Origin of the sequence: Kitasatospora sp. NPDC058032, assembly GCF_042885845.1 — a bacterium.
GTDB lineage: Bacteria > Actinomycetota > Actinomycetes > Streptomycetales > Streptomycetaceae > Kitasatospora.
The window spans coordinates 238,802-263,576 of the sequence record NZ_JBHVRK010000008.1 but is presented as its reverse complement, the minus strand read 5'-3'; the positions used below and the strand labels follow the sequence as shown (position 1 = coordinate 263,576).

19 protein-coding genes are annotated in these 24,775 nt (G+C 74.3%); 12 read left to right on the top strand and 7 right to left on the bottom strand.

Going from position 1 to position 24,775, the window contains the following annotated elements; translation table 11 throughout:
* Positions 1-122 precede the first annotated feature (122 nt).
* Complete coding sequence (locus ACFVUH_RS16245; RefSeq protein WP_387913807.1) at positions 123-677, bottom strand: hypothetical protein; 555 nt, start codon at positions 675-677, stop codon at positions 123-125.
* A 346-nt stretch (positions 678-1,023) separates the two neighbouring features.
* Between ACFVUH_RS16245 and ACFVUH_RS16240 the strand changes: the two genes are divergently transcribed.
* Positions 1,024-1,740 carry a chitinase gene (locus ACFVUH_RS16240; protein WP_355367903.1) on the top strand — a complete coding sequence of 239 codons (717 nt, stop codon included), beginning with the start codon at positions 1,024-1,026 and terminating at the stop codon, positions 1,738-1,740.
* 48 nt (positions 1,741-1,788) lie between these two features.
* Here the strand turns inward: ACFVUH_RS16240 and ACFVUH_RS16235 are convergent, their stop codons facing one another.
* The gene (locus ACFVUH_RS16235; RefSeq protein ID WP_387913806.1) at positions 1,789-2,340 is read right to left on the bottom strand and encodes an SMI1/KNR4 family protein; all 552 of its coding nucleotides are present in this window, start codon (positions 2,338-2,340) and stop codon (positions 1,789-1,791) included.
* A gap of 520 nt (positions 2,341-2,860) precedes the next feature.
* Here ACFVUH_RS16235 and ACFVUH_RS16230 point away from each other — a divergent pair.
* The 10 genes from ACFVUH_RS16230 to ACFVUH_RS16185 all read left to right on the top strand — a co-directional run bounded on the left by ACFVUH_RS16230 (position 2,861) and on the right by ACFVUH_RS16185 (position 15,140).
* On the top strand, positions 2,861-4,369 hold the full coding sequence (locus ACFVUH_RS16230; RefSeq protein WP_387913804.1) for an amino acid adenylation domain-containing protein: 1,509 nt from the start codon (positions 2,861-2,863) through the stop codon (positions 4,367-4,369).
* Positions 4,370-4,477: 108 nt separating this feature from the next.
* Entirely contained in the window at positions 4,478-4,720 is a 243-nt protein-coding gene (locus ACFVUH_RS16225; protein WP_387913802.1) for a phosphopantetheine-binding protein, read from the top strand.
* Complete coding sequence (locus tag ACFVUH_RS16220; protein WP_387913800.1) at positions 4,717-6,084, top strand: flavin monoamine oxidase family protein; 1,368 nt, start codon at positions 4,717-4,719, stop codon at positions 6,082-6,084. Before ACFVUH_RS16225 ends, ACFVUH_RS16220 begins: the two co-directional genes overlap by 4 nt.
* Positions 6,085-6,215: 131 nt before the next feature.
* Entirely contained in the window at positions 6,216-7,952 is a 1,737-nt protein-coding gene (locus ACFVUH_RS16215) for a class I adenylate-forming enzyme family protein (protein WP_387913799.1), read from the top strand.
* Positions 7,953-7,959: 7 nt separating this feature from the next.
* Positions 7,960-9,396 carry a KamA family radical SAM protein gene (locus ACFVUH_RS16210; protein ID WP_387913797.1) on the top strand — a complete coding sequence of 479 codons (1,437 nt, stop codon included), beginning with the start codon at positions 7,960-7,962 and terminating at the stop codon, positions 9,394-9,396.
* Positions 9,393-10,454 carry a RimK family alpha-L-glutamate ligase gene (locus tag ACFVUH_RS16205; RefSeq protein WP_387913795.1) on the top strand — a complete coding sequence of 354 codons (1,062 nt, stop codon included), beginning with the start codon at positions 9,393-9,395 and terminating at the stop codon, positions 10,452-10,454. Before ACFVUH_RS16210 ends, ACFVUH_RS16205 begins: the two co-directional genes overlap by 4 nt.
* The gene (locus ACFVUH_RS16200) at positions 10,451-11,713 is read left to right on the top strand and encodes a phenylacetate--CoA ligase family protein (protein ID WP_387913793.1); all 1,263 of its coding nucleotides are present in this window, start codon (positions 10,451-10,453) and stop codon (positions 11,711-11,713) included. The genes ACFVUH_RS16205 and ACFVUH_RS16200 overlap by 4 nt, the downstream gene beginning before the upstream one ends.
* On the top strand, positions 11,710-13,005 hold the full coding sequence (locus ACFVUH_RS16195; RefSeq protein ID WP_387913791.1) for an MFS transporter: 1,296 nt from the start codon (positions 11,710-11,712) through the stop codon (positions 13,003-13,005). The genes ACFVUH_RS16200 and ACFVUH_RS16195 overlap by 4 nt, the downstream gene beginning before the upstream one ends.
* Positions 13,002-13,865: an SDR family NAD(P)-dependent oxidoreductase gene (locus ACFVUH_RS16190; RefSeq protein WP_387913789.1), complete on the top strand. Its 864-nt coding sequence runs from the start codon at positions 13,002-13,004 to the stop codon at positions 13,863-13,865. Before ACFVUH_RS16195 ends, ACFVUH_RS16190 begins: the two co-directional genes overlap by 4 nt.
* Positions 13,866-13,886: 21 nt before the next feature.
* Positions 13,887-15,140 carry a phenylacetate--CoA ligase family protein gene (locus tag ACFVUH_RS16185; protein WP_387913787.1) on the top strand — a complete coding sequence of 418 codons (1,254 nt, stop codon included), beginning with the start codon at positions 13,887-13,889 and terminating at the stop codon, positions 15,138-15,140.
* 64 nt (positions 15,141-15,204) lie between these two features.
* On the opposite strand, the gene paaI is transcribed toward ACFVUH_RS16185, so the two are convergent.
* Both paaI and ACFVUH_RS16175 read right to left on the bottom strand, forming a co-directional pair.
* On the bottom strand, positions 15,205-15,600 hold the full coding sequence (gene paaI, locus ACFVUH_RS16180; protein WP_355368132.1) for a hydroxyphenylacetyl-CoA thioesterase PaaI: 396 nt from the start codon (positions 15,598-15,600) through the stop codon (positions 15,205-15,207).
* A gap of 209 nt (positions 15,601-15,809) precedes the next feature.
* On the bottom strand, positions 15,810-17,261 hold the full coding sequence (locus ACFVUH_RS16175) for a WGR domain-containing protein (protein ID WP_355367938.1): 1,452 nt from the start codon (positions 17,259-17,261) through the stop codon (positions 15,810-15,812).
* Between the two features lie 213 nt (positions 17,262-17,474).
* On the opposite strand from ACFVUH_RS16175, the gene ACFVUH_RS16170 reads away from it, so the two are divergent.
* The gene (locus ACFVUH_RS16170) at positions 17,475-20,390 is read left to right on the top strand and encodes a hypothetical protein (protein ID WP_387913786.1); all 2,916 of its coding nucleotides are present in this window, start codon (positions 17,475-17,477) and stop codon (positions 20,388-20,390) included.
* Positions 20,391-20,402: 12 nt separating this feature from the next.
* Here the strand turns inward: ACFVUH_RS16170 and ACFVUH_RS16165 are convergent, their stop codons facing one another.
* From ACFVUH_RS16165 to ACFVUH_RS16155, 3 genes are all read right to left on the bottom strand, one after another.
* On the bottom strand, positions 20,403-21,638 hold the full coding sequence (locus ACFVUH_RS16165) for a styrene monooxygenase/indole monooxygenase family protein (RefSeq protein WP_387913785.1): 1,236 nt from the start codon (positions 21,636-21,638) through the stop codon (positions 20,403-20,405).
* Positions 21,639-21,884: 246 nt separating this feature from the next.
* Positions 21,885-22,913: a LacI family DNA-binding transcriptional regulator gene (locus ACFVUH_RS16160; protein ID WP_387913784.1), complete on the bottom strand. Its 1,029-nt coding sequence runs from the start codon at positions 22,911-22,913 to the stop codon at positions 21,885-21,887.
* Positions 22,914-22,943: 30 nt separating this feature from the next.
* Positions 22,944-24,767, bottom strand: coding sequence for a glycoside hydrolase family 36 protein (locus tag ACFVUH_RS16155; RefSeq protein ID WP_387913782.1), 1,824 nt, complete (start codon positions 24,765-24,767; stop codon positions 22,944-22,946).
* Between the last annotated feature and the right edge of the window lie 8 nt (positions 24,768-24,775).

The window sequence follows — 24,775 nt, the reverse complement described above, 5'->3', positions numbered from 1 at the left end:
CCGGGGGGGGGGGGGGGGGGGTTGTTTTCCGCGGGGGGGGGGGCCCCGCGGGGGGCCCCCCCCCCCCCCCCCCGCCGCCCCCCCCCCCCCCCACGACACCGTTCCCGAAGAGGCGGGCGGCGTTACGACGCGGTCGGGCAGACGAGGGAGCCGACGACGGGCGGATCGGGGAGCTCGCTGCCCTGGTAGGTGCCGTTCGAGCCGTACTCGTAGTAGAAGTAGTAGATGCGGAAGTCCACACGGGCGCCGATGGTGCAGTCCGAGTCGGCCGTGAAGTGGAAGGGCAGGGTCACGGTACGGCTCTCACCGGGCGCGATGGGGACCGCCGGTGAGACCAGGTTGAAGCGGACGGTCATGGGCAGGACCTCGCACCAGCTCGCACCGGTGCACCCGGTGAACTCGCGGCGCGCGCCGGTGATCGGCGAGCCCGCCTCGGAGGCGACGAGCGTCGTGTAGAGGAAGGTGACCGGGCTGGTCTGCCGGTTGGTGAAGGTCACCGACAGCGCGCCGTTCTGGCCCGGCGTGAGCGTGGTGTCGTCCAGGCTCAGCGCGAAGGAGGGCGCCGACACGGGCGGGGCCGCGGCGAAGGCCTGTTGGCCGAAGCCCAGCAGGCTGAGGAACAACGTCAGTGCGGCGACGAGGCGCACACGCCTCATCGCCGAAGTGGGGGTAGACATGGTCGCCCAGCGTAGGCACGCGCATCCCGCCCGTCTGCCCCGCGCCCGGGAAACCGGCCATGATCGGCCGCGCACGCGCGCGTTCACGAGTGAAGGGAGGCTACGGATGCTGCTCCCGCGAAGGCGCCCGCCACATGCTCGGCCGTTCCACCAACTCACCTGCTGGACCTCAGCATTGAGTCGCCGTCAGATCAGTGAATGCGAATACGCCCCGAAGGGGTGGTTTGCAGCCGCACGGCTCAAGGATTCCGGGAATCGGGGACCACGATGGAGTCCGGCGCTTCGCTCTCGAAGCACCGACCCACCAACCGATTCCCGGATTCCCGGATTACCCGTGCGAGGAACGATGAAGCTTCTGCGTGCCCTGTCGGTGGCGGCCTCGGCCGCCGTGCTGAGCACCCTCTCGCTGGCCGGCCAGACGGCGCCGGCCTCCGCCGCCGGCTCCTTCGTGGTCAGCGAGTCCCAGTTCAACCAGCTGTTCCCGAACCGGAACGGCTTCTACACCTACCGCGGCCTGGTCGACGCGCTCGGCGCCTACCCGAAGTTCGCGGCCACCGGCGACACCCCGACCCGCAAGCGCGAGGCGGCGGCGTTCCTCGCCAACGTCAGCCACGAGACCGGCGGCCTGAAGTTCGTCGTCGAGCAGAACACCGCCAACTACTCGCACTACTGCGACTCTTCGCAGTCGTACGGCTGTCCGGCCGGCCAGTCCGCCTACTACGGGCGCGGACCGCTGCAGTTGAGCTGGAACTTCAACTACAAGGCGGCGGGCGACGCCCTCGGCATCGACCTGCTGCACAACCCCAACCTGGCCCAGAACGACCCGGCGGTGTCCTGGAAGACCGCGCTCTGGTTCTGGAACACCCAGAACGGCGCCGGCCGGATGACCGCGCACGACGCCATCGTCAACAACAAGGGCTTCGGCGAGACCATCCGCACCATCAACGGCGCGCTGGAGTGCGACGGCAAGAACCCCTCCCAGCGCGACGACCGGATCAACCTCTTCAAGAAGTTCGTCGGCACCCTCGGCACCGACATCGGCGGCGGCAACCTCTCCTGCTGACGCACCGGCCGACGCGTGACCGGGAGGCCGAGCCCACCGGCCTCCCGGTCATGCCCGCCAGTGCACGAAGGTCGGCGGCGAGCAGTCCCACAGCTCCCCCGCGATGCTGATCGGCCAGGACTCCCACCCGTCGAAGTCCTCCTGGACGATGCGCCGGAGGAACTCGACCATGCCGAACGGGTGGACCACGAAGGCCGGGGTCGTGTGCCGGCCGAGGACCAGGACGGGCCACCGGTCAGGGTCGCCGTCGTCGGTCAGCCAGCAGAGGATGTCCGCGCCGGCGGTGACCCCCCAGGCGAGGATCCGGGCCGGGTCGACGTCGAGCGCGGCCCGGCCGCCCTCCGCCTCCCAGCCGAAGCGGGCGTTCTCGGTCTCCTCCTCCAGGTCCCCGCCCCCGCTCATGCCCTCCTTGGGGAGGGGGAGCAGGACGAAGGCCTGGCCGTTGATCGAGCCGCTGCCGTAGAGGGCCATGAAGGCCTTGTAGTCGGCGGGGAACCGGACGGCCCAGCGCGCCTCGGCCGCCGCCCAGTCGACCTCCTCGTCGGCGCCGCGCTCCGGCGACATGATCCGGGCGAGCGCGGCGAGGCCGGGGTGCTCCACGTGCGTGTTCCTTTCCTTCGGCCGTAGGAGATCACCTTAGCGACCGGGGCGCGATGGACGGTGGGAGACCGCGGACGCTTGCCGGGCGGACGATCCGTCGGCGTCCGATCGGTCCGTCGGCGGAGGTTCGGATTCGATTCCCCCGCGAAGGACCGTCCTTGGCCGCCGAGGCCGCGAGCAGCGGAAACGTCCGCCGGGTCGCGGCGGCGGGTCGGCGGGTGGCGGTGAACGGGACCGGCGATTCCTGAACAACGGTAAATGGCCGATGAGTTGGATGGTGTGCGATCTCCCCGTGAAGCAGCGCCGCGGGCGCCGGTGCGCAGCGTGACGCCTCGGGCACCGTCCGCAGTCACTAGAGCCCCAGGAGTCCACCCGGATAGCGCCGACCCCGTTCACATGTCAACCACACAACCTTGAAGCGACATCCTCAACAACCATTGTGGCTCCGCAGTCCCGGCGGGTAGAGTCCCGGTCCGCCGAGTACCGAACACGTGCTCGCACGGCATTCTTTGGGGCGGGCATGACAAATAACCGCAACATCAACGGGGCCACTTCCGACCTGATTGACGCGTTCACGGAAACCGTGCGCCGATATCCCGCACACCCGGCGATCGTCCACCACGGACAGAACCTCAATTATCGCCAACTGCACGAATCGGCCAGCAGTTTGGCCACACGCATCGGCACCGGGCCGGGTGTGGTGGCGGTTCCGGCGACGCATACGCCGGACACCGTCATCGGCCTGCTCGGCATCCTGGCCGCCGGCGGGGCGTACTGCCCCGTCGACCCGGCGTTCCCGCCGCAACGGCAGCGCGAGATGCTGGCGGCGGTCGGGTGCCGGACGGCGCTCGGGCTCGATCCCGAACTGCTCTCGGAGCCCGCCGAGTTACCTCGATTAGCCGCGACCTCCCGGGACGGCACGGAACACCCGGGGCGGCCGGCCTATCTGCTCTTCACGTCGGGCTCGACCGGGCAGCCGAAACCCGTCGTCACACCGCGACGGGCGATCTCCGCCGCCGTCGACTCGCTGCGCACACTCTTCGGCCTCACCCCCGAGGACCGGGTGCTCCAGTTCGCCTCGCTGAACTGGGACACCTGCTTCGAGGAGATCCTGCCGACCCTCACCACCGGCGCCGCACTGGTCCTGGACCGCGAGGCGCACAGCGGGTCGTTCCCGCGCTTCCTGCGGATGATCGAGCGCGAGCGGATCACCGTGCTCGACCTGCCCACCGCCTTCTGGCACGAGCTCGTCCTGCACCTCGCCGAGGAGGGCGCCGGGCTGCCCGGTTGCGTGCGGCTGGTGGTGATCGGCGGCGAGCCGGCCGGCCCGGCGCGGCTGGCCGACTGGGCCGCCCTCGACACCGGACGGGTCCGGCTGCTCAACACCTACGGCTCCACCGAGACCACCCTGATCACCCATGCCGTCGACCTGCACGGACCGCTGGCCGCCGTCCGGGACCGGCCCTGGGCGGCCGGCGACCGGGTGCCGATCGGCCGGGCACTGCCCCATGTGCGCGAACGGATCGACGAGCGCGGCGAGTTGATGATCGGCGGACCGGCGGTGGCGCTCGGCTACCTCGGCCTGCCGGAGGCCACCGCGGCCCGGTTCACCGAGGACGCCGAGGGTGTGCGCTGGTACCGCACCGGCGACCGGGTGAGCCGGGCGCCGGACGGCGTGCTGACCCACCAGGGCCGGATGGACGGCGAGTTCAAGGTCCGCGGGATCCGGGTCGACCCGGCCGAGGTGGAGGCGCACATCGGCGGGCACCCGGGCGTGCAGGCGGTGGCGGTGACGGGGGCGACCGTCGCCGGGCGCTCCGCGCTCGTCGCGTACGTGGTCCCGCGCGCCGGGACGGCGGCCGGGACGCTGGACGCCGAGGTCCGCGCCCACCTGCGGGACCGGGTGCCCGGCCACCTCGTGCCCAGCCGGATCACCGTCGTGCCGGAGCTGGTGCTCACGGCGAGCGGCAAGGTCGACCGGGCCGCCTCGCACCGCCGCCACTCGGCACCGGCACCCGCCTACCCGTAACGCTTCCACCCTCACGCGCCCCGGGCCCGCGCGCACCCAACGGCCCACCACCCTCACGCGGTGCCGCCCCGGCGCGCCGCGACCCCCGACGGTCCCTAGGAGACCCCGTTGAGCAGCGTAGACACCACCCCCGCCGACACCGAGGGCGTGACGGCGATCTTCCGTCGCGTCCTGGAGACCGAGGACGTCGCGGCGGACTCCGACTTCTTCCTCCTCGGCGGTGACTCCCTCATCGCCACCCGCGTGCTGAGCGCCCTGGCCCGGACGTACGGCGTCGAGCTGTCCTTCGAGGACTTCGTGCTCGCGCCCACCCCGGCCGGCCTCGTCGCGCTGATCGCGGGCGTCAGATGACCGGCGGCAGAGCGCGCTCCGCGGTCGTCGTCGGCGCCGGACTGGCGGGCCTGACCGCCGCCGAGGGGCTGGCGGCCCGCGGGGTGGACGTCACCGTGCTGGAGGCCCGTGAGCGGGTCGGCGGGCGTACGCACGGGATCGAGGTCGCCCCCGACGCCTGGATCGACGCGGGCGCCGCCTACCTCGGCGCAAGGCACACCGAACTCCTCGATCTCATCAAGGAGTTGGAACTCCACACCACGCCGACCACGATGCTCGGCGCGAGCCGCTTCGCGCTGGGAAGCCACCAGGACGGCGAACACGCCACCCGGGACGGCCGGTTCCCGCCGCTCAACGCGGTGGCGCTCGGCGACCTCTTCGACCACCTCGCCGAACTGACCGCCGTCGTCCGCCCGGAGGCGCCCTGGCTCACCCCGGACGCCGAGCGGCTGGACAGCCTCACCGCCGCCGAGTGGGCCGAGCAGTACCTCGACCACCCGGACGCCCGGCTGTTCTTCCCGCTCTTCCTGGGCGAGATGATGGCCGCCGACCCGGCCGAGGTATCGGTCCTGCACATGGCCTTCTACCTGCGCTCCGGCGGCGGCCTGCGCTACCTCAACGCCTTCGAGGGCGGCGCCCAGCAGGACCGGATCGCGGGTGGCGCGCACCTGCTCTGCGAGCGGCTGGCCGGCCGGCTGGCCGAGCGGCACCACGGCACCGTCCGGCTCGGCGAGGCGGTGCGCGCCGTCACCCAGGACGCCGACGCGGTCACCGTGCACACCGAGCGCGGCGCGACGTACCGGGCCGACGTCGCCGTGGTGGCCCTGCCGCCACTGCTCGCCGACGCCCTGGACCTGGGACCCGAGCCGCCGGCCCGCCGGGCGGGCGAGCCGACCGGGCGTGGCTGCGCCGTCAAGGTCAACCTGGTCTACCCGTCCCCGGTCTGGCGCGAGCACGGGCTCTCCGGCTGGTCGGTCAACGCGGAGGGCCCGCTGCTCTCCACGGTGGACGACTCACCGGCCGGCTCGGCGGTCGGGGTGCTCACCGGCTTCGTCACCGGTGCCGAGGCGCACCGCTACGCCGCCCTCGGGCCGGGCGAGCAGCGCGCCGCCGCGGTCGCGCAGGCCGCCCGGCTGTTCCCGATGCTGCCCGAGCCAATCGGCTTCCACGTCACCGACTGGGTCAACGAGCCCTACAGCAAGGGCTGTTACGCCGCACTCTTCGGGCCCGGCGACTGGCTGCGGCTCGGCCCGACGCTGACCGCGCCGCACGGCCGGGTGCACTGGGCCGGCACCGAGACCAGCACGGAGTTCTTCGGCCTGCTGGAGGGCGCGATCCGCTCCGGCCACCGGGTCGTCGCGGAGATCCTCGACGGCGAGGCCTGACCCGCCGCCCCGGCCGACACGGCACAACCGCAAGACGGCAAGACGGCAACCGCACCACCCACCACCGCTCCCCCCGCCGCCCGTGCTCCCGTTCCACAAGAACCGCGGGCCACCCCCCTCTCAGGAGAGCCATGAGCGACCCGAGTTCCCCCCTGAGCAGCACCCCGCCCACCCCGATCGCACCGCTCGCCGCCCGCGAGCGGCTGATGGCCGAACCCGGCCTCGGGGCGGGCAACTTCCTCGACCACGCCATCGCGGTGAACCCGAACCGCGCGGTCCCGTTCGCCTACAGCCACCACACCGACCACCGCGGCGCCGTCGTGCTGCGCGGCCACAGCCTGCTCGACCTGGCCGCGCAGCGCGACCGCTACGCCGCCTGGTACCACGCCAACGGCGTGCGCCCGGGCGAGCCGGTGGCCGTGGTGATCGCCGAGGGCCTGGAGCCACTGCTGCACTTCCTCGCGCTCAGCGCGCTGGGCGCGGTCCCGGCCCTGGTCAACGACGCGATGCGGCACGATGTGCTGGTCCGCTACCTCAACCACGTCGGCGTGGTCGGCGTGGTGGCCGACGACACCACCCGGCTGGCCGCCGCCTACCGCGAGGACCCGCAGCGCCGCCCCCGGTTCCTCGCGCTCGCCGCCGAGGTCCGGGCCTTCGACGCGGAGGCCTCCGGCGCCCTGCCGGCGCAGTACCCGTACCGGCACGCGCCGGACGACGTGGTCGCGCTGATCCACTCCTCCGGCACCACCGGCACCCCGAAGTCCACCATGCTCGGACACCGCCAGTTCTGGGACGGCAAGCAGCCGCGCATGGTGCGCTTCCCCGCCGAGCCGTCCGACCGGCTGATGTCGCTGATGCCGCACACCCACGCGGGCGGCCTGAGCTACTTCCTCACCGCGACCCTGCTCGGCCTGCCGACCGTGGTGATGGCCGACTGGCGCCGGGCGGTGGTCGAGCCGGTGATGGAGGCCTTCCAGCCGACCATGGTCGCCTCCTTCCCCCGCACCTTCGTCGAACTCGCCACCGGAGAGCTCCCGGTGAAGGGCGCCGCCAAGGTGCACTCCTGGTTCAACACCGGCGACAGCGCGCACTACGGGCACATCCGCCGCCTGGTCCGGCTCGGCGAGCGCCCGGCCGGGCTGATCCGGCCCTGGCTGCTGCCGCAGGAGAAGGCGGAGCAACCCGCCCTGCCCGGTTCGCAGTTCGTCGACGGCCTGGGCTCCTCCGAGATGGGCATGGCGCTGTTCGGCCAGGTGACCACACCGGAGTCGGACCGCAACGACCGCTGCGTCGGCAAGCCGCTGGAGGTGGTGCGCCGGGCCGCCGTGCTGAACCAGGACGGCGCCGAGGTGCCGGACGGCACGGTCGGGCTGCTGGCGATCGACTCGCCCTCGCGCACACCCGGTTACTGGAACGACGGGCGGCTGACCGGCAGCTTCGAGCTGGCCGGGTACTGGCTCACCGGGGACGTCGCCCGGCGCGACGCCGAGGGCCGGTTCTACCACCTGGACCGGACGGTGGACGTCATCGACACCGCGGTCGGCCCGGTCTACAGCCTGCCGATCGAGGAGGTGCTGCTGGCGGACTGCGCCGAGCTGGTGCGGGACTGCTCGGTGGTCGGCGTGCCCGGCGCCGCCGGAGAGGGCCAACGACCAATCGCCGTCGTCCAGTTGCAGCAGGAAGCGGAATCGGCGACGGACCCGGAGGTGCTGGAGGCCGCCAACAAGGCGCTCGCCGGGGCCGGCCTGGCCGCGCTCGCCGCCGTCCGGATCGCCCGCACCGCGTCGGAGTTCCCGCTCGGGCCCACCGGCAAGGTGCTCAAGCGCGAACTGCGCACCCGCTTCGCCACCCTCTTCACCGGCCAGTAGCCCCCGGATGGACGACCGCCACGCTGCCGCCGCGCACCCCGCGCCCGCGCAGCCCTACCAGTACGTCCGCACGCCCCTGGTGGAACCCGACTGGCGCCGGCTGCCCGGCTGGCGCGAGGTGACCGGGGCGCAGTGGCGCGACGCCCAGTGGCAGCGCGCCCACTGCGTCAAGAACACCCGCCAGCTGCGCGCCGTCGTCGGCGACTTGCTCACCCCCGAGTGCTACGCCCAACTCGACGCCGACCAGGCCGAGTTCGCGACCATGCCGCTGCTGGTACCACCGCAGATGCTCAACACCATGGCCGCGAACGCCCCGACCACCCCGGAGGAGTACACCGCCGCGTTCCTGGCCGACCCGGTCCGCCGCTACATGCTTCCGGTGCTCGCCGACCGGCTCCCGCACTGGCCCAGCCACCCCAAGGCCGAGCGCGACTCGCTGCACGAGGCCGAGATGTGGGTGACCGAGGGGCTCACCCACCGCTACCCCACCAAGGTGCTGGCCGAACTGGTCGCCACCTGCCCGCAGTACTGCGGCCACTGCACCCGGATGGACCTGGTCGGCACCTCCACGCCCCAGGTCGCCAAGACCCGTCTGACGCTGCGGCCGGAGCACCGCCAGGAGCAGATGCTCGACTACCTCAAGCGCACCCCGACCGTGCGCGACGTGGTGGTCTCCGGCGGCGACCTCGCCAACGTGCCCTGGCCGCAGCTGGAGTCCTTCCTGCGCCGGCTGCTGGAGCTGGAGACGGTGCGCGACATCCGGCTCGCCAGCAAGGCGGTGGTCGGCCTGCCGCAGCACTGGCTGCAGCCGCGGGTGCTGGAGGGCGTGCACCGGATGGCCACGCTCGCCGCCGGCCGGGCCGTCAACCTCGCCGTGCACACCCACGCCAACCACGTCCGCTCGGTGACCCCGCTGGTCGCCGAGGCGGCCCGGGCGCTGCTCGACGCGGGCGTGCGGGACGTCCGCAACCAGGGCGTGCTGATGCGCCGGGTCAACGACACCCCCGAGGACCTGCTGGACCTCTGCTTCGCCCTCCAGGGCGAGGCGAACATCCTGCCGTACTACTTCTACCTCTGCGACATGATCCCCAACGCCGAGCACTGGCGCACCAGCCTCCACCAGGCGCAGCGCCTGCAGGAGGCGATCATGGGCTACCTGCCCGGCTACGCCACCCCGCGCCTGGTCTGCGACGTGCCGCGACTCGGCAAGCGCTGGGTGCACCAGGTGGTGGCCTACGACCGCGAGCGCGGCATCTCGTACTGGACGAAGAACTACCGCACCGGCCTGGAGGCCCGCGACGCGGGCGCCGCCCCGGCCGGGCACGACGCGCTGGACCGCCTCCACCCCTACTACGACCCGGTGGACACCCTCCCCGAGGCCGGCCGCCGCTGGTGGGCGGAGCGGGCCGGGCACCCCGCACCCCAGGAAGGAGCCGCACGGTGAACCCGTCCGCCCCGCAGGATCCCAGCCCGCACGACCCAGGCCCGCACGACCCAGGCCCGCTGCGCCGGATGTGCTGGATCTTCCCCGACCGCGAGTCCACCCGGACCACCGCGACCTGGCACCACTACTTCTGGGACCTCTACGCCGAGGTGGCCGAGGAGCTGGGCCTCACCTGGTGCCGGCACGCGCCGGACGCGGTCACCGTGGACGCCACCGACCCGGCCCGCCCGCTGGTGTACGTCGACGAGGAGCCGGTGACCCCGCAGGACACCCTGTTCATCACCGCGCTCTACTCGCTGCCGTACCAGTCGATGGACGTCTTCAACCAGTACGCGCTGTACGCGGTGCTGGAGCAGGCCGGCTTCTACCTGCCGTTCCCGCCGCACATCTCGCTGATCGGCAACGACAAGCTGGCCACCGTGCTGCACCTGGCCGGCTCCCCGGTCCCGCCGATCCCGTCGATCCGGATCGGCACCGGCCGGGACGTCGCCAAGCACCACTACGAGGTGGCGCTCGGCTCGCTGACCTACCCGGCGATCGTCAAGCCGGCCGGCTGGTGCGGCGGCGGCGGCATCAACCTGGCACGCGGCCCGGAGGACGTCCGTGGCCTGGCCAGCCTCGCCCAGGGCGGCGACACCACGCTGATCGCCCAGCCCTACCTCGGCGACGGCACCGTGGACTACCGCGTCTACGTGATCGACGGCAAGCCGTACGCGGCGCTGCGGCGGGTGCCCGAGCCCGGTTCGCCGGTGGCCAACGCCAGCCGCGGCGGCAAGATGGAGTTCCCGCCGGTACCGCCCGAACTCGCCGAGGCCACCGCCTACTTCGCCGAGAAGCTGGCGATCCCGTTCTTCTGCGTGGACTTCCTCTACGACGGCGAGCGGTACTGGTTCTCCGAGCTGGAGCCGGACGGCGTGATCGCCCCGGACTTCGACGACCCGGGCCGCACCCTGCAACGGGACATCACCCGAGCCCGCTTCACCGCCTACCGGGACGCCCACGCCAAGTGGCTCGCGAACCGCCCCCTGTCCCCCACCCTCCGATCGGACGCCCGATGACCGACGCCTTCTCCCTGCCACCCGAGGCGGCCGAGGCCCGACTGACCGTCGCCACAAGGACGTTGGATCTGCTGCGGACGGTGCCCGGGCTCGCCCCGCGCTACGCCGCGCACCCCGGCGGCCTGCGCACCCTGGACGAGCTGGCCGCCCTGCCGCCGCTGCTCAAGGACGAGCTGAACACCGCGCTCGCCCACCTGGAGCCGCGCAGCGCGACGGCCGCCACCTGGCTGTTCCAGAGCGGCGGCTCCACCGGCGCGCCCAAGGTCGGCTACGCGCCGACCGGCTTCTACATGGCCGGCGTCCAGGAGCACTGGCAGGCGCTGGACCGCGACGACGTGTTCGCCAACGCCTGGGGCGCGGGCCGGATGTGGGGCGCGCACTTCCTGGCCGCCGCGCTCGCCGACCGGGCCGGCTGCCGGGTGATCGCGCTCGGCTCGATCACCCGCGAGGAGTACCCGGACTGGCTGGGCTTCCTCGCCGACCGGGGCGTCACCGCGATCGGCGGCACCCCGAGCGTGCTGCGCCTGTGGTTCGCGCACGCCCGCGCCGCCGGCATCAAGCTGCCCGCCCTGCACAAGGTGCTCTGGCTCGGCGAGGCCTGGCAGCCGCAGCTGGAGGAGGACCTCGCGGCCGTCGCACCGCAGGCCCGCCGCTGGGGCATGTTCGGCTCCACCGAGACCTGGGTGGTCGGCACCAATACGCCCGACTGCCCCGCCGACACCTTCCACCCGCTGCCCGACCAGCTGGTGCACGCGGGCCCGGACGGACTGCTGGACTTCACCACCCTCAACCCGGAGATGCTCAACCCGGTGCTGCGCTACCGCACCGGTGACGCGGGCGAGCTGACCGACTGCCCGTGCGGGCGCCCGGGCCGGGCGATGCGGGTGCTGGGGCGGCGCGACAACGTCGTCCAGGTGCGCGGCCTCGGCCTGCACGTGGACGAGCTGGTCGCCCGGGCCGAGCGCGAACCCGGCGTCTCCCGGGCCCAGGTGGTGATCACCGAGGACGGCGGCCGGGCCGCCGGGGTGGACGTCCTGCTGCTGGCCGACCCGGACACGGCGGTGGACACCGCCGCGCTGCGCACCGAACTGCTCTCCGCCACCTTCACGTTGAGCACCGCCTTCCAGCACGACCCGGAACACGTCACGGTCCGGGTGACGGACACGCTGGTCAGCAACGACCGCACCGGCAAGACGGCCTCCCTGGTGGTGCGCGCGTCCACCGAAGCCACGTCGGCCACCGACGGGGAGGCCTCGTGAAACCGCGGCGCCCGGAGGACCTGGGGCGCGGCTTCAACCTGTTCTGGGCCGGCCAGACGGTCAGCGTGGTCGGCGACCGGATCACGGTGTTCGTCGTCCCCACCCTGATGATCTTCGTACTGCACGCCTCCGCGCTCCAGGTCGGCGTGGTGGCGATGGCCCAGTACCTCGGCATCCCGCTGCTCGGCCCGGTCGCGGGCGTGCTGGTCGACCGCTGGGACAAACGCCTCACCATGCTGGTCTGCGACCTGCTGCGGCTGGCCGCCGTCCTGGTGATCCCGCTCGCGTACTGGCTGGACTTCCTCTCCACCGCGCTGCTGTTCGGCTGCGTGGCGGTGATCAGCGGCGCGACCATCTTCTTCAACGTCGGCTATCTGATCGCCGTCCCCGCCGTGGTGCCCGAGGACCGGATGGTGCGCGCCTACTCCCGGCTGGAGGGCAGCAACTCGGTCTCCGAGGTCGCCGGGCCGTCGATCGCCGCCGGCCTGTACAGCGCGCTCGGGGTGGGCGCGCTGCTGGTGGACGCGGCCAGCTACCTGGTGTCCGCCGCCTGCTTCCGCTCGATGGGGCCGTGGGGCGAGCGGACCGTCGTCGAGGGCACCGTGTGGGAGCGGCTGACCGCGGGCTTCCGGATGAACTGGGCCGACCCGGTGCTGCGCCGGGTGGTGCTGGCGGCCGTCACGCTCAACTCCGGCGGGCCGGTCTTCGTCACGGTGCTGCCCGTGCTCGCCTACCGCGGCCTCGGCGTGTCGGTCGGCGTGCTCGGCGCGGCGATGTCGGTCGGCGCGGTGGGCGCGCTGATCGGCGCCGTGGTCGCCCCGCGGATCAGCGCGCGCCTCGGTCTGGGGCGGACGCTGGCCTGGTCGCTGCTGCTGCACTGCCTGGTCGGGCTGGGCGTGCTGGCCGCGCCCGCGCTGCCCGCCGGGCCGGTGATCGCGGTGACCATGGGCTGCTACGGCTTCTTCATGTCCTGCATCAACGTGTGCAGCGCGCCCACCCGGCAGTCGCGGATGTCCGCCGAGCACCAGGGCGTGATGCACGCGGCGTTCCGCACCGTCACCTGGGGCGTGATCCCGCTCGCCGCGCTGGTCGGCGGCCTGGCCGTGTCGGCGCTCACCGAGCCGCTGGGCATCCGGGACGCGGCCCGCTGGGTGATGGCCGGCGGCACGCTGCTGGCGGCCTGCTCCTTCCTGCCCGCGCTCGGCATCCAGCCCCGGATGGACGCCGCCGCCCGCGAGGAGCAGCAGCAGGCGGCGGACACCTCGGCGGAGCTGACGGAGAGCGCGTCATGAGCGGCGACGTCCTGCTGATCACCGGCTGCTCCTCGGGCATCGGCCTGGCCACCGCCGTGGCCGCCGCCCGCGCCGGGTTCACCACCGTCGCGACGCTGCGCGATCCGGCCCGCTCCGACGCCCTGCGCAAGGCCGCCGAGCAGGCCGGGGTCACCCTGGACGTCCGCCCGCTCGACGTCACCGACGCCGCCTCCGTCACCGCCTGCGTCGACGGCGTGGCCGCGGCGTACGGGCGGCTGGACGCGGTGGTCAACAACGCCGGGGTCTCCAACTTCGACCCCACCCTGGAGATGTCCACCGACGCCGCGCTGCGGGCCAACCTGGAGGTGAACTTCTTCGGCGTGATCGCCGTCAGCCGCGCCGCGCTGCCGCTGCTGCGCGCCTCCGGCGGGCGGCTGGTCACCGTCGGCAGCGTGCACGGCGTGGTCGGCCAGCCGTTCAACGAGGCCTACTGCGCCGCCAAGTTCGCGGTCGAGGGCTTCATGGAGAGCCTGGCCCCGGTGGCCGCCGCGCACGGCGTGCGGGTCTCCGTCGTGGTGCCCGGCTTCGTGCCCGACACCGGGTTCGGGATCTTCCCCGACATCGACCGCCGCACCATCGCGGCGGCCTCCGGCCCGTACGCGCCGACCTTCGCCGACTACCTGGCCCAGGTCGCCGGCCAGGGCTGGGAGGCCGCCGGCCAGCCGGCCGCCGAGGTGGCCGAGGTGGTGGTGCGGACGCTGCGCGCCGAGCGCCCCGCCTTCCGCGTGCCCACCAACGCCTGGGCCGCCGACCATCTGGCCCACAAGCTCGCCGACCCCGACGGCTCGGCCGTCCAGGCCCTCGCCCGCGACTGGATCGGCCTTCCGGATTCTCACTGACGCACCATCAGGAGCCCTGCCATGCCTGCCAAACCACTCCCCGAGCTGGTCGACTTCGCCCGCCGCAACTCCCCCTTCTACGCGGATCTGTACCGCGACCTGCCGCCGCGGATCGAGCACCTCGCCCAGCTGCCGCTGATCGAGCAGACCGCCTTCTGGGCGGCCAACTCCTGGCCGGACAACCGCCTGCTCACCGGCCCGCTGACGGACGCCGGCGTCTACAAGACCGGCGGCACCTCCGGTGTCCCCAAGTTCTCCCCCTGGTCGCGCACCGAGCACACCGACTCGGTCAGCGCCTTCGGCGCGGGCCTGGTCCAGGCCGGCCTCAAGCCGGGCCACCGGGTCGCCAACCTGTTCTGGGCCGGCGAGCTGTACGGCGGGTTCCTCTACATCGAGAACGCCCTGCACCACGCGCCGGTCGAGAACGTCCGGCTGCCCGTCGGCGCCGCGCCCGAGGCGTACATCGCCGACCTGATCCACGACTTCGGCGTGGACGTGCTGGCCGGCGAGCCGATGAAGCTCAGCTCCGTCGCCGAGCACCTGGTCAAGGAGGGCAGGGTCGCCGAGCGGATCGAACTGCTGCTGTTCGGCGGGGACCTGCTCTTCGCGGACCTGCGCCCGATCCTCTCCCGGGCGTTCCCCAACGCGGCCGTCTCCTCGATCGGCTACGCCTCGGTGGACGCCGGCCTGGTCGGCGCGCCGGTGCCCGGGGACGACGTCCGGGTGCACGAGGCCTTCCCGAACCGGACGGTGGTGGAGTTGGTCGACGACACCACCGGCGAGCCGATCACCGAGCCCGGGACGCCCGGCCGGGTCGTGGTCACCAACCTGTTCCGCACCCTGATGCCGATCCTGCGCTACCCGACCGGCGACCGCGCCGAGTGGGTCGACGTGGAACGCGGGCGGTTCCGCCTGGTCGGCCGGTCCACCGAGGGCGCCCGGGTCGGCACGGTGGCGATGCCGACCGAGGAGATCCGGGCCGTCCTGCTCGCCCACGACCCGGAGCAGATCATCTCCGGCCTGCAGATGGTGCAGCGGCGCTGGGACGGCAAGGACGGACTGATCCTGCGGCTCGGGTACACCGAGGAGCCGCCGGCCGGGCTGGCCGAGCGGCTCGTCGAGGCGGTCTACAGGGCCCGCCCGCTCTACCCGGACGACGTGGCGGCCGGGGTGATCCACGACCTGGCGATCGAGTGGGTGCCGCGCTCGGAGCTGGTCACCAACCCGCGCACCGGCAAGCTCCAGCAGGTCATCGACGAGCGTCCGCCGGCCTGACCCGGGCGCCGCCCGGGCGGGTGTCCCCCGCCCGGGCGGACGTACCCGGCCCTCGTGGCCGTGCTCAGCCCGTGTGCGGCGCCCCGGCCAGCATCACGCTCTGGCCGCGGAACTCCGCGATCACCTTTCCGGCCGCGTTGCGCACCGTCACGTCGTAGACGCCGGTGCGCCCGGAGCGGGTGCGCTCCACCGCCTCCGCGGTCAGTTCGTCCCCCACCGCCGCCGGCGCCAGGAACGTCACCTGCGCGCCCTGGGCGACCGTCACCGGGCCGTAGCTGTTGCAGGCGTAGGAGAAGGCCGCGTCGGCAAGCAGGAAGAGAAAGCCTCCGTGCGCGATGCCGTGGCCATTCACCATCGCCGGGCCGACCGTCATCCGCATCACCGCGTGCCCGGTGGACACCTGGTCGAGCGCGATGCCGAGCCCCTGGCAGGTCCGGTCGCGCTGGTAGAGGGCGGCCATCCGGGACTGCGGCACGGAGGTCTCCGCCGACGCCCCGGAAGCCGCGACGGCCTCGGTGTCCACGCTCATGACGCCCTGCTTTCCCCGGGAACAGCCCGAAACGGTCGGTGTCGGTGTGCCGTGCGTGCGTATTGCACCCGCATTACACCGAGGCCCGCGACGGGCTGTCAACGGCCTTCGGACGTGGACGGAAAGTCGGTCGGGGGAACTCAGAGCAGCCGCTTGATGTCGCCCCGGGCGCGGTAGAACGAGCCGCTGCCGGACTCCAGCACCTCCGCCACCAGGTACCGCGCACCCGGCACCCGGATGTCCTTCGGGAACTGCACCCGGCGCAGCGGGTCGAAGCCCGGCGACACCACCCGCACCCGCAGCCGGGCGCCGTCCTGCACGCACTCCACCTCGATGCCGCCCGTCGCCGCCGCCGACCCGACCGTCACCGACTCGATCGCGGCGCCCGCCACCGCCGCCGTCCAGCCGCTGCCGTCCACCTCGGCGGCCTGCGGCAGCCGGCCCTCCTCGGCCGCGCGCACCGCCTGCTCGCTCGCGTCCAGGCAGACCAGCGAACCGTCCGTGGTCACCAGGTAGAGCCGGCCGTCGCGGTACTGCATGCTGTACGCCGAGCCGCAGCCGGTGCCGAGCTTCCACAGCCGGGTGCCGTCGGCCGCGAAGCAGTACACCGAGGAGTGGTTGTCGCCCGCGAACACGTAGCGGCCGTCGGGCGAGGCCGCGCAGGAGAACACCGCGGCGTCGCAGCGGTAGCGGGCCGCCTCGGAGCCGTCCGCCTTGCGCAGCCGGTGCACCGAGCCGCGCGAGGTGCCGGCGAACACCTCGTCGCGCTCCTGCCAGCCGAACAGCACCGCGCCGTCGGTCCCGGTGTGCCACACCGGCGCGCCGCCGCGCGAGGCGTAGCGGGCGACGCCGCGCGAGTGGCCGTGGTAGACGCCGTCGGCGTCGCAGCGCACCATCCAGCCGTCGGTGCCCTCGGCCTTGCGGCGCCACTGGAACTCGTCCTCGTGGTCGACGGTGGTGATCCCGCCGCGCGCGTCGGCCACGCCGAGCACGCCGTCGTGGATGTCCAGCCAGTAGATGTCGACGTCCTCGGCTATCTCGTACGCCACCCGCGGCACCTTGCCGCCCAGGTCGTACACCTTGCCGTCGTCGCAGCCGGCGTAGATCCACCAGTCGTCGGCGACGATGCACTTGACGCCGTCGGGCAGGCCGTAGCGGCCGGTCACCTCGCCGTCGTGGGTGAGGGTGTAGACGTCGCCGCGCTCGTTGCCGACCCAGGCGTGCTCCTCGCCGACGAAGATGCCGAAGGCCGCCGCGCCGGAGCGGAACCGCCACAGCACCGGCGCCTGGCGGGCCGTCGAACGGGTGCTGACGATCGCCCGGCGGGTCACCGCCCGGTGCTGCCGTACCCCGCGCACCGCCGGGGCGTAGCCCTTGCGGACCTTCTCGCCGATCTTCTTGGCGGCGGCCGAGGCGGCCTTCTCCGGGGAGGGGTAGCTGGTGGTCCTGGTCTGGCCGCTCTCGCCGATCCGCCCGTAGGTGATGGTGACGGCCGCCCCGCTGACCAGGACCTCGTAGAACTTGTGCGCGCTGCCGCTGTCCTCGGAGAGCTCCAGGTAGGTCGACTGCGCGTCGGTGGCGGTGGCTGACATGGCGTGGGCCCCTTCCGGGCACGGCGTGGCGTGGGCCGCTGGGTGTCTCGGTATCCGGCGACACCTCAGAACCTAGCCGCCGGTACCGACAACGGCGTCGCCGGGCCCCGCGGGCTCGGAGTCTGCCCGAAGGGGCCTTCCGCCGGGTCCGCCGCTCTGGCAGCATCGTCCGCTATCCGGTCGCCAGGCACCGGAAGCGGAGGGAGCCGACGGATGCGGGACCCGGCGCCGCCCTCCGCGCTCCCGACGCACCCCGCGCACCCCGGCCGGCGGCCCGCGCGGTGGGTGCGCACCCGGCTGCGGGCCACGCCCTGGACGGCACTGCTCTACGCCGTGCTGGTGTTCGCGGTCGTGCTGCTCGCCACCGGCCTGCCCCGGGGTGTCGACCGCGGCGAGGACGCCGCGCTGCGCGACTTCCTGCGCGACCGCGGCATCGGCGCGACCAGCCTGGTCACCACCGCCGGACTCCGCCAGGGCGACGACTCCGCCGAACTGGACGCCGTCGCCGAGCGGCTGACCGCCCACACCGGCGGGGAGTTCCGCGTCTCGGCGAGCGGACCGGTCTACGGCGTGCAGGGCAGGCAGGCCCGGACCCTCACCGACCCGCAGCTGTCCCGGCCCGACGGCCCGTCCCCCAAGCTGTCCCTGCACCACCTCGCCGGCCTCGCCGAGCACACCACCCTCGCCGAGGGCCGGTGGCCCGCGCCCGTCCCCACCGACCGGCCGCTCCAGATCGTGGTGTCGCGGACGACCGCCGAGAAGCTCAACGTCCGGGTCGGCGACGTGCTGACGGCCGAACCCCTCCCCCTCGCCCCGCCGTCCCCCGGCACGGAGGTGGTCGGCACCTTCGACGTCCACGACGAGGCCGACCCGTACTGGACGGACCTCGCCTGTCTGACCAGGCCCTGCCTCAGGATCCCCGACACCTACGAGCGGCTGCGGCTGTGGGAGGCCACCGGTCTGACCAGCGGCGACGACCTGTCCGGCCTCCAGCGGTGGGCGGACGGCGGACAGCTCTCCTGGCGGCTGCCGGTCGACACCGACGCGCTGCGCGCCGACCGGCTGGCACCGGCCGCGCGGGAGCTCGCGAGCTATCTGACCGGCCCCACCGCCGTCCGGCTCGCCGCCGGGACCGGCCGCTCCGACCTGCACACCTTCTCCTCCCTGCCCGAGCTGTTCGACCTGGCCACCGCCCGCCGGGACGCCGCCGCGCCCCTCGCGGCGATCGGCCCGGCCGGGCTGTCCGGCGTCGTGGTGGTGGTGCTGTGCCTGGCCGCCGCGCTGGCCGCCGACCGGCGCGGCCCCGAACTCCTGCTGCTCCAGGCCCGCGGCGGCTCCCGCCGGGGCGTACTGCGGCGGCTGCTCGGCGAGGGCGCGGCCCTCGTACTGCCCGGGGCGGCGGCCGGAACACTGCTCGCCCTCCTGCTGCTGCCCGCCCCGCGCTGGGGCTCCGCCGTGCTCGCCGGCACGGCGGCCGCCGCCTTCGCGCTGCTCGCCTTCCCGGCCCGCGCGCTCGTGCTGCTCCACCCGCGCGCCCGGGCCCGGCAGCGCGCGCGGGCCCTGCCGGGCGCGCGAGGCGGCGGCCCACGCCGGGTGGTCGGCGAGTTCGCCGTACTCGCCGTCACAGCCGCCGCCGTGGCCGAGGTCCGCCGGCGCGGCGCCGCCCCGCCCGGCGCCGGGATCGACCCACTGCTCGTCGCCGCCCCGCTGCTGGTCGCGCTCTGCACCGGCCTGCTGCTCGCCCGGCTGCAGCCGCCCCTGCTCGGCGCACTCGCCCGGGCGGTCGGCCGGCGGCGCGGCGCCGTCGGTTTCCTCGGGCTCGCCGGAGCGGCACGCGGATCGGGTCGCTCGGGCGGCTCGGGCGGCTCGGGCGGCTCGGGCGGGAACCCCCGCCCGACCGTCCTGCCGGTGCTCGCGCTGCTGCTCGCCGTCACCACCGCCGGGTTCGGCGCGAACCTGCTCGACGCCGTCGACGCCGGCCGCACCCGCGAGTCCCGCCTCGCCACCGGTGGTGACGTCATGGTGAGCGCGCCCAAGGGCTTCGGCCTGGCGGCCTCCTTCACCGAGGCGGCCGACCGACTGCCCGGCGTCCGCGCCGCCACCGCCGTCACCCTGCTCACCGACGCGGCCGTGCTGCGCCCCGGACAGCGCCACCTCACCATCAGCCTGGTCGTGGTCGACCCGCCGGCCTACGCCGAGATCTCCCGCTCCCTCGGCCGCGGCGCCTTCGACCCGGCCCGGCTCGCCGCCCCCGACGGCCCCGTCTGGCCGGCCGGGCGCGACGTCCCCGTCCCCGCCCTCTACTCCCGCGGCCTGGTCGAGCAGCTCGGCGGCCACGCCGGGGCCGAACGGATCTACCTCACCAGCACCGGCGAACTGCGCGCCCAGTACGCGGGCACCGTCGACGCCACCCCCGCGCTGCGCGACTCCACCCACCCCTTCATCGTCCTGCCCGCCGGCCCCGCCACCGCTCGGGTGCCCGAACTGGCGGACCACGGCCACTGGTTCGCCGTCGGCGACCCCGACGAGGCGGCCGTCCGACGGCTGCTGCACGACCAGCCGGTCCACCCCCTGCTCGCGGACACCGCCAGGCTGAGCGGCGTCCCCTACGTCGGCCCGCACCCCGAGTCCGTCCCGGACGGCTACCTGCTGAAGACCGCCGCCGGCCTCACCGCCGCGCTCGCCGACGACCCGCTGCAACGGGCCGCCGCCCGGGCCTTTCTGGCCACCACCGCCGGCGCGGGCGCCTTCGCCCTGCTGGCCGCCCTGCTCACCCTGCTGCGCGCCGCCCCCGACCGCGCCGCCGCCCTCGCCCGGCTGCGCACCATGGGCCTGCGCCCGCGCCAGGGCCTGGCCCTCATCCTGGTCGAGGCCCTGCCGCAGACCCTGCTCGCGGCGGCCGGCGGCGTCCTCGCCTCCCTCGCCGCCACCGCCCTGCTCGGCCCCGCCCTCGACCTGTCCGCGCTGCTCGGCACCCCCGTCCCGCCGGGCGTGCCGCTCCGCCCCGCCGCCGTGCTGCCCCCGGCCCTCGCCCTCACCGCCCTGGTCACGGCCGGCGTCCTCACCGAGGCCCTGCTGACCGGCCGCCGCCAGGTGGCCACCGACCTGCGGGTCGGCGACGCGCCCTGAACACCCGGGAGCTCAGGCACCGACCGAGGCCAGATAGGCACCGACCAGCTCCGGAGTGGCCAGCCAGGCGGCGTAATCGGCGGGCTCGGCGTAGGTGTTCGCCAGCCGCCGGGCCACCGCCTCGTGCTCGGTGGCGGCGGCGAACACCGCCTGGAGGTGGTCGGGCATCGTCAGCAGCGCCGCCGTCAGCGCCACCCCGTGCCGGGCGTGCCGCTCCCAGAACTCCTCGAAGACCTCGCTCATCCACGCCGCGGTGAACGGCCCGTCCCCGCGCTCGACGATCGCCCGCAGATACGCGTCCGCCGCCCGCGCCGCGCTGTTGGCGCCCTGCCCGGTGATGGGATCGTTCACCACCACCGCGTCCCCGATCCCCCACACGGCCACCCCGTCCCCCAGCTCCGCCACCGGCCGCCGCACGACCGGGGTGAGCGCGCCGTACAGCGAGCCGCCGGAGTCGGTGGGCTCGGCGGCGGTCCACAACTCCGCCTCCCAGGGCAGGTACTCCCCCATCAGCTCCCGCATCCTGCCGAGCTGTTCGACACCGTCCGGCCGGTCGCCGAAACAGTCGAACGGGCTGCCCGGCAGCGCCTCCCACAGCAGGATGTCGCATGGCCCCGACAGCGTCAGCGCCGGCTGAAGGTACAACTCCCCCACCCCGGGCACCGCGTGCATCCGCGCCCGCGGCCCGGCCGCCGGATCCGGCGCCCCCACCCCGTGCGCGTACACCGCCGCCAGCCGTCGCTGCGGCGCGTCGAACGGCGAACGGGCGTCGTCCCGTTCGAAGATCCCCGCCAGCTCGCCGCGCCCCGCCGCGACCACCGTCAGATCGTGCGCCGCCGCCACTTCCCGCAGCCCGGCGAGGTCCAGCTCCCGGTACTCCACCCGCCCGCCGCGCTCCTCCACCAGCTCCAGCCAGCGCGCCATCTTCACCCGCTGGTCCACCGACTGCGCCGGCTCGTCCAGCGTCATGGTGAACTCCATGGCCCGCAGCCCGGGTTCGGGCACCAGCACGGCATCCACCGACCGCACCCCGGGCGCCTGTCCCTCCCACAGATCCAGCCCCGCCGCCCGCTCCACCCGCAACGCCGGCCCGAACATCGCCTGCGTCGACATCACCCGCCCACCCCGCACCTGCGCCGGCGTCCGCGCCGCCACCACCGTCACCTCGTACCCACCCACCCCCAACAGCCCCAACGCCACCTGCAACCCCGCCTGCCCCGCCCCCACCACCGCGATCCGCCGCACCACGACACACCGTCCCTTCCCACAGGCCTACATGACGTCCGATCAGTTCTACCCCCTCTCCCCGACCACCGGACCAGAACACCAGCGGCCCCACCGGAAACCGGTGGGGCCGCTGAGCTCCTCGACTACGGAATCGCGTCGGCCACCTTCAACGACGATGGCACGGTCACCATCGCGGGTCAGTGCCTCGGTATCAAGGACAACCCCACGGACGCGGGAGCTCCCGTCGCAAGGAGGGCCTTCCCCGGCTCAGTGGGGTGGCCACTTCTCCGATGAACTGGGGCGGGTGATGAGCTCGGCGGGGAGTTCGAGGCCGGTGGTGGGGGTGGGCTCGCCGCGGACCTGGGTGAGGAGGCGGCTGACGAGGGCGGTGGCGATGGGGCGCAGGGGGAGGCGCAGGGAGGTGAGGGGTGGGCGGAGGTGGCGGGCGAGGGGGGTGTCGTGGAAGCCGGTGACGGCGAGGTCGCGGCCGATGTGCAGGCCCTCGGTGCGGGCGGCCTCGTAGATGTCGAGGGCGGCGAGGTCGTTGTCGGCGGCGAGGGCGGTGGGGCGGTCGGGGTCGCGCAGCAAGGAACGCAGTTCGCCGTCGGCGGGCGGCGGGACGAGGGTCAGGCCGAGGCGGACCGCCTCGCGGTGGAAGCCCTCGCGGCGGGCGGCCAGCCAGGGCAGCGGGCCGGTCCCGCCGACGTAGCCGACCCGGCGGTGGCCGCGTTCGGCGAGGTGGCGGGCGGCCTCGGCGGTGGCGGCGGCGTTGTCGATGTCGACCCAGTGCTGCGGCAGGCCCGGCCCGGTGCGGCCGAAGGCGGCGAAGGGGATGCCGAGGCGGGCGGCGTGCACGGCGCGGGGGTCGTCCGGCAGGACGTCGGCGAGGACGAGGCCATCGACCTGGCGGGCCGCCGTCACGGCGTCGATCACCGCCCTCGCGTGCTGCTCCCCCGCCGCCGGGCGCAGGAGCAGCACGTGGTGGCCCTCGGCGCCGGCGGCGTCGACCAGGGCTTCGAGGAAGCCGGCCATCAGCGGGTTGGGGTCGTGCGGGTCGTCGACCGGGGCGAGGTAGCCGATGGTGCGGCGCTCGCCGGTGCGCAGCGAGCGGGCGGACTGGTCGGGCCGGTAGCCGAGCCGGTCGATGGCGGCGGTGACCCGGGCCAGGGTGTCGGGGTGGACGCGCTGCGGGGCGTTGAGCGTGTTGGAGACGGTCTGCCGGGACACCCCGGCCGCGCGCGCGACGTCCGCCACGGTGGTGGCGCGGCGGGCCGGGCGCGGTGCCGGGGTGGTCATCGGCTCTCCTCGGACGGGAGGGGCGGGGCCTCAGACCCGGCGGAGGGTCAGCAGGCCGCCCCGGGGGACGTGGACGGTGGCCCCGCCGTCGAGGTCGACGGTCGAGGTGCCGACGGTCCGGCCGCGGGCGTCCTGGACGGTGGCCTCCGCGGTGCCGCGGCCGCCGACCAGGCGGACGTCCGGGTCGGCGTCGGCATTGGCGACCAGCAGGTTACGCCACGTGCCGCCGGCCCCGACCGGCAGCGCCGTGTAGCGGCCGACGATCACCTCGCCGTCGCCGACGGCCGTCACCAGCGGGTAGCCGAGGTCGGGCCGGGCCGGGCGCAGCGCGCCGAGCTGCAGGGTGTCGACGTGGGAGCGGGCGACGCCCAGCCAGAAGGCGAGCGCCTCTCGCTGCCCGGCGTTCTGCGCGGCGAGGTCGACGGAGATCTGCGGGACGCCGAACAGGACGTTGATCAGGTGGCAGGCGACCTGCTCGGCCGTCTCGGTGGGGTGCCACATCAGCATGTCGGAGTGGACCGCGAGCGGCCCGGCGACCAGCCGGGTGTCGACGATGCGCTGGCGGTTCTCGTGCGGGCTGAGCGGGCAGTCGGTGGCCCGGACCATGGTGGCGTAGGGCCACAGGCCGGGGCTGACGTAGGGCTGGCGGTGTTCGATCATCGCCTCGGGGCGGGCGGCGTCGACCCGGCGGCGGATCTCGCCGAGCAGCAGGCGCAGGCCGTCGTCGACGGTGGCGCAGTCGGCCTCGGGGCCGGGGGCCGGCGGGTCCTGGACGCCGAACCAGTCGACGAAGTCGACCTTCAGCCCGTCCATGCCCCACTCCTCGGCGGCGCGGGCGAGGCGGTCGGCGAGGTGGGCGCGGACCTGCGGGTAGCGGGGGTCGACGACGACGGCGCCGAGGTGGCCGACGTCGGCGAGCGCGTACTGGGAGAGGGTGTCCCAGGCGGCGCTGTCCTTGCCGATGAAGGGGAGCGCGTACCAGAGGAGGTAGCGCACGCCGAGGTCGTGGACGCGGGCGACGTGTGCGGCGGTGTCGGGCAGCGAGTGGGGTTCCCAGTCGCCGCAGTGGGCGTAGCCGCGGGTGCGGTCGGTGGTCATCCAGCCGTCGTCGACGATGATCGTGTCGAGGCCGAGGTCCTTTCCGAGGGCGGCCTGGCGCTCGACGGCCTCGGGGGTGATGTTCTGGTGCAGCGCGTACCAGGTGGAGTAGGCGGGGCGGCGCGCGGCGTCGGGGACGTGCGCCGGGCGGTCGGCGCCGGCGGCCCACCAGTCGGCGAGGTCGGCGAGGCTGTGGGCGAAGTGCCGGCCGGAGGTGTCGATGCGGACGGTGAGGCGGTCGGCGGCCTGGACCCAGAAGCGGAACTCCCCGGTCTCCTCGACGACCCCGGCGCTCGCCCGGGCGTCCTCGCGGTCGGCGGCGAAGGCGCAGAGGGTGGTGTCGCCGACGCCGACCAGGGCGGCGACGGGGGCGCCGCGGGAGAGGGTGGTGCGGCGCGGGGCGCTCCAGGCGGCGGGCAGCCAGCCGGTGCCGCGCGGCTCGGGGGTCCAGAACGAGGTGGCACCGGTGCAGGGGGTGCGCCACTCGATCCGGACCTCGCCGCCGCTCTCCCGCTCCTCGGCGGTGACCTCGGCGGTGACCTCGATGACCTCCTCGGTGATGGTGCGCACGCTCGCGGTGCCGGTGACCAGCAGTTCCAGCCGGCCGGCGGGGAGGCCGGGCACGGCGAGCGGACGCGGGCGGCCGGTGGTGGCGGTGGCGTGCGGCTCCCAGATCTCCGCGGCCTCGGTGGTCTCGGCGGCTTCGGTGGCCTCCGCGGCTTCGACGGCCTCGGTGCCCTCGGCGTTTTCCGTCATGGTTCGGT

Coding starts and splice junctions, on each gene's coding strand:
- paaI (WP_355368132.1), bottom strand. CDS start 15,600: ATGGCCGCCCTCTACCAGCGCGACCGGACCTGCCAGGGGCTCGGCATC.
- ACFVUH_RS16230 (WP_387913804.1), top strand. CDS start 2,861: ATGACAAATAACCGCAACATCAACGGGGCCACTTCCGACCTGATTGAC.
- ACFVUH_RS16175 (WP_355367938.1), bottom strand. CDS start 17,261: ATGTCAGCCACCGCCACCGACGCGCAGTCGACCTACCTGGAGCTCTCC.
- ACFVUH_RS16245 (WP_387913807.1), bottom strand. CDS start 677: ATGTCTACCCCCACTTCGGCGATGAGGCGTGTGCGCCTCGTCGCCGCA.
- ACFVUH_RS16210 (WP_387913797.1), top strand. CDS start 7,960: ATGGACGACCGCCACGCTGCCGCCGCGCACCCCGCGCCCGCGCAGCCC.
- ACFVUH_RS16220 (WP_387913800.1), top strand. CDS start 4,717: ATGACCGGCGGCAGAGCGCGCTCCGCGGTCGTCGTCGGCGCCGGACTG.
- ACFVUH_RS16160 (WP_387913784.1), bottom strand. CDS start 22,913: ATGACCACCCCGGCACCGCGCCCGGCCCGCCGCGCCACCACCGTGGCG.
- ACFVUH_RS16215 (WP_387913799.1), top strand. CDS start 6,216: ATGAGCGACCCGAGTTCCCCCCTGAGCAGCACCCCGCCCACCCCGATC.
- ACFVUH_RS16155 (WP_387913782.1), bottom strand. CDS start 24,767: ATGACGGAAAACGCCGAGGGCACCGAGGCCGTCGAAGCCGCGGAGGCC.
- ACFVUH_RS16200 (WP_387913793.1), top strand. CDS start 10,451: ATGACCGACGCCTTCTCCCTGCCACCCGAGGCGGCCGAGGCCCGACTG.
- ACFVUH_RS16185 (WP_387913787.1), top strand. CDS start 13,887: ATGCCTGCCAAACCACTCCCCGAGCTGGTCGACTTCGCCCGCCGCAAC.
- ACFVUH_RS16170 (WP_387913786.1), top strand. CDS start 17,475: ATGCGGGACCCGGCGCCGCCCTCCGCGCTCCCGACGCACCCCGCGCAC.
- ACFVUH_RS16190 (WP_387913789.1), top strand. CDS start 13,002: ATGAGCGGCGACGTCCTGCTGATCACCGGCTGCTCCTCGGGCATCGGC.
- ACFVUH_RS16240 (WP_355367903.1), top strand. CDS start 1,024: ATGAAGCTTCTGCGTGCCCTGTCGGTGGCGGCCTCGGCCGCCGTGCTG.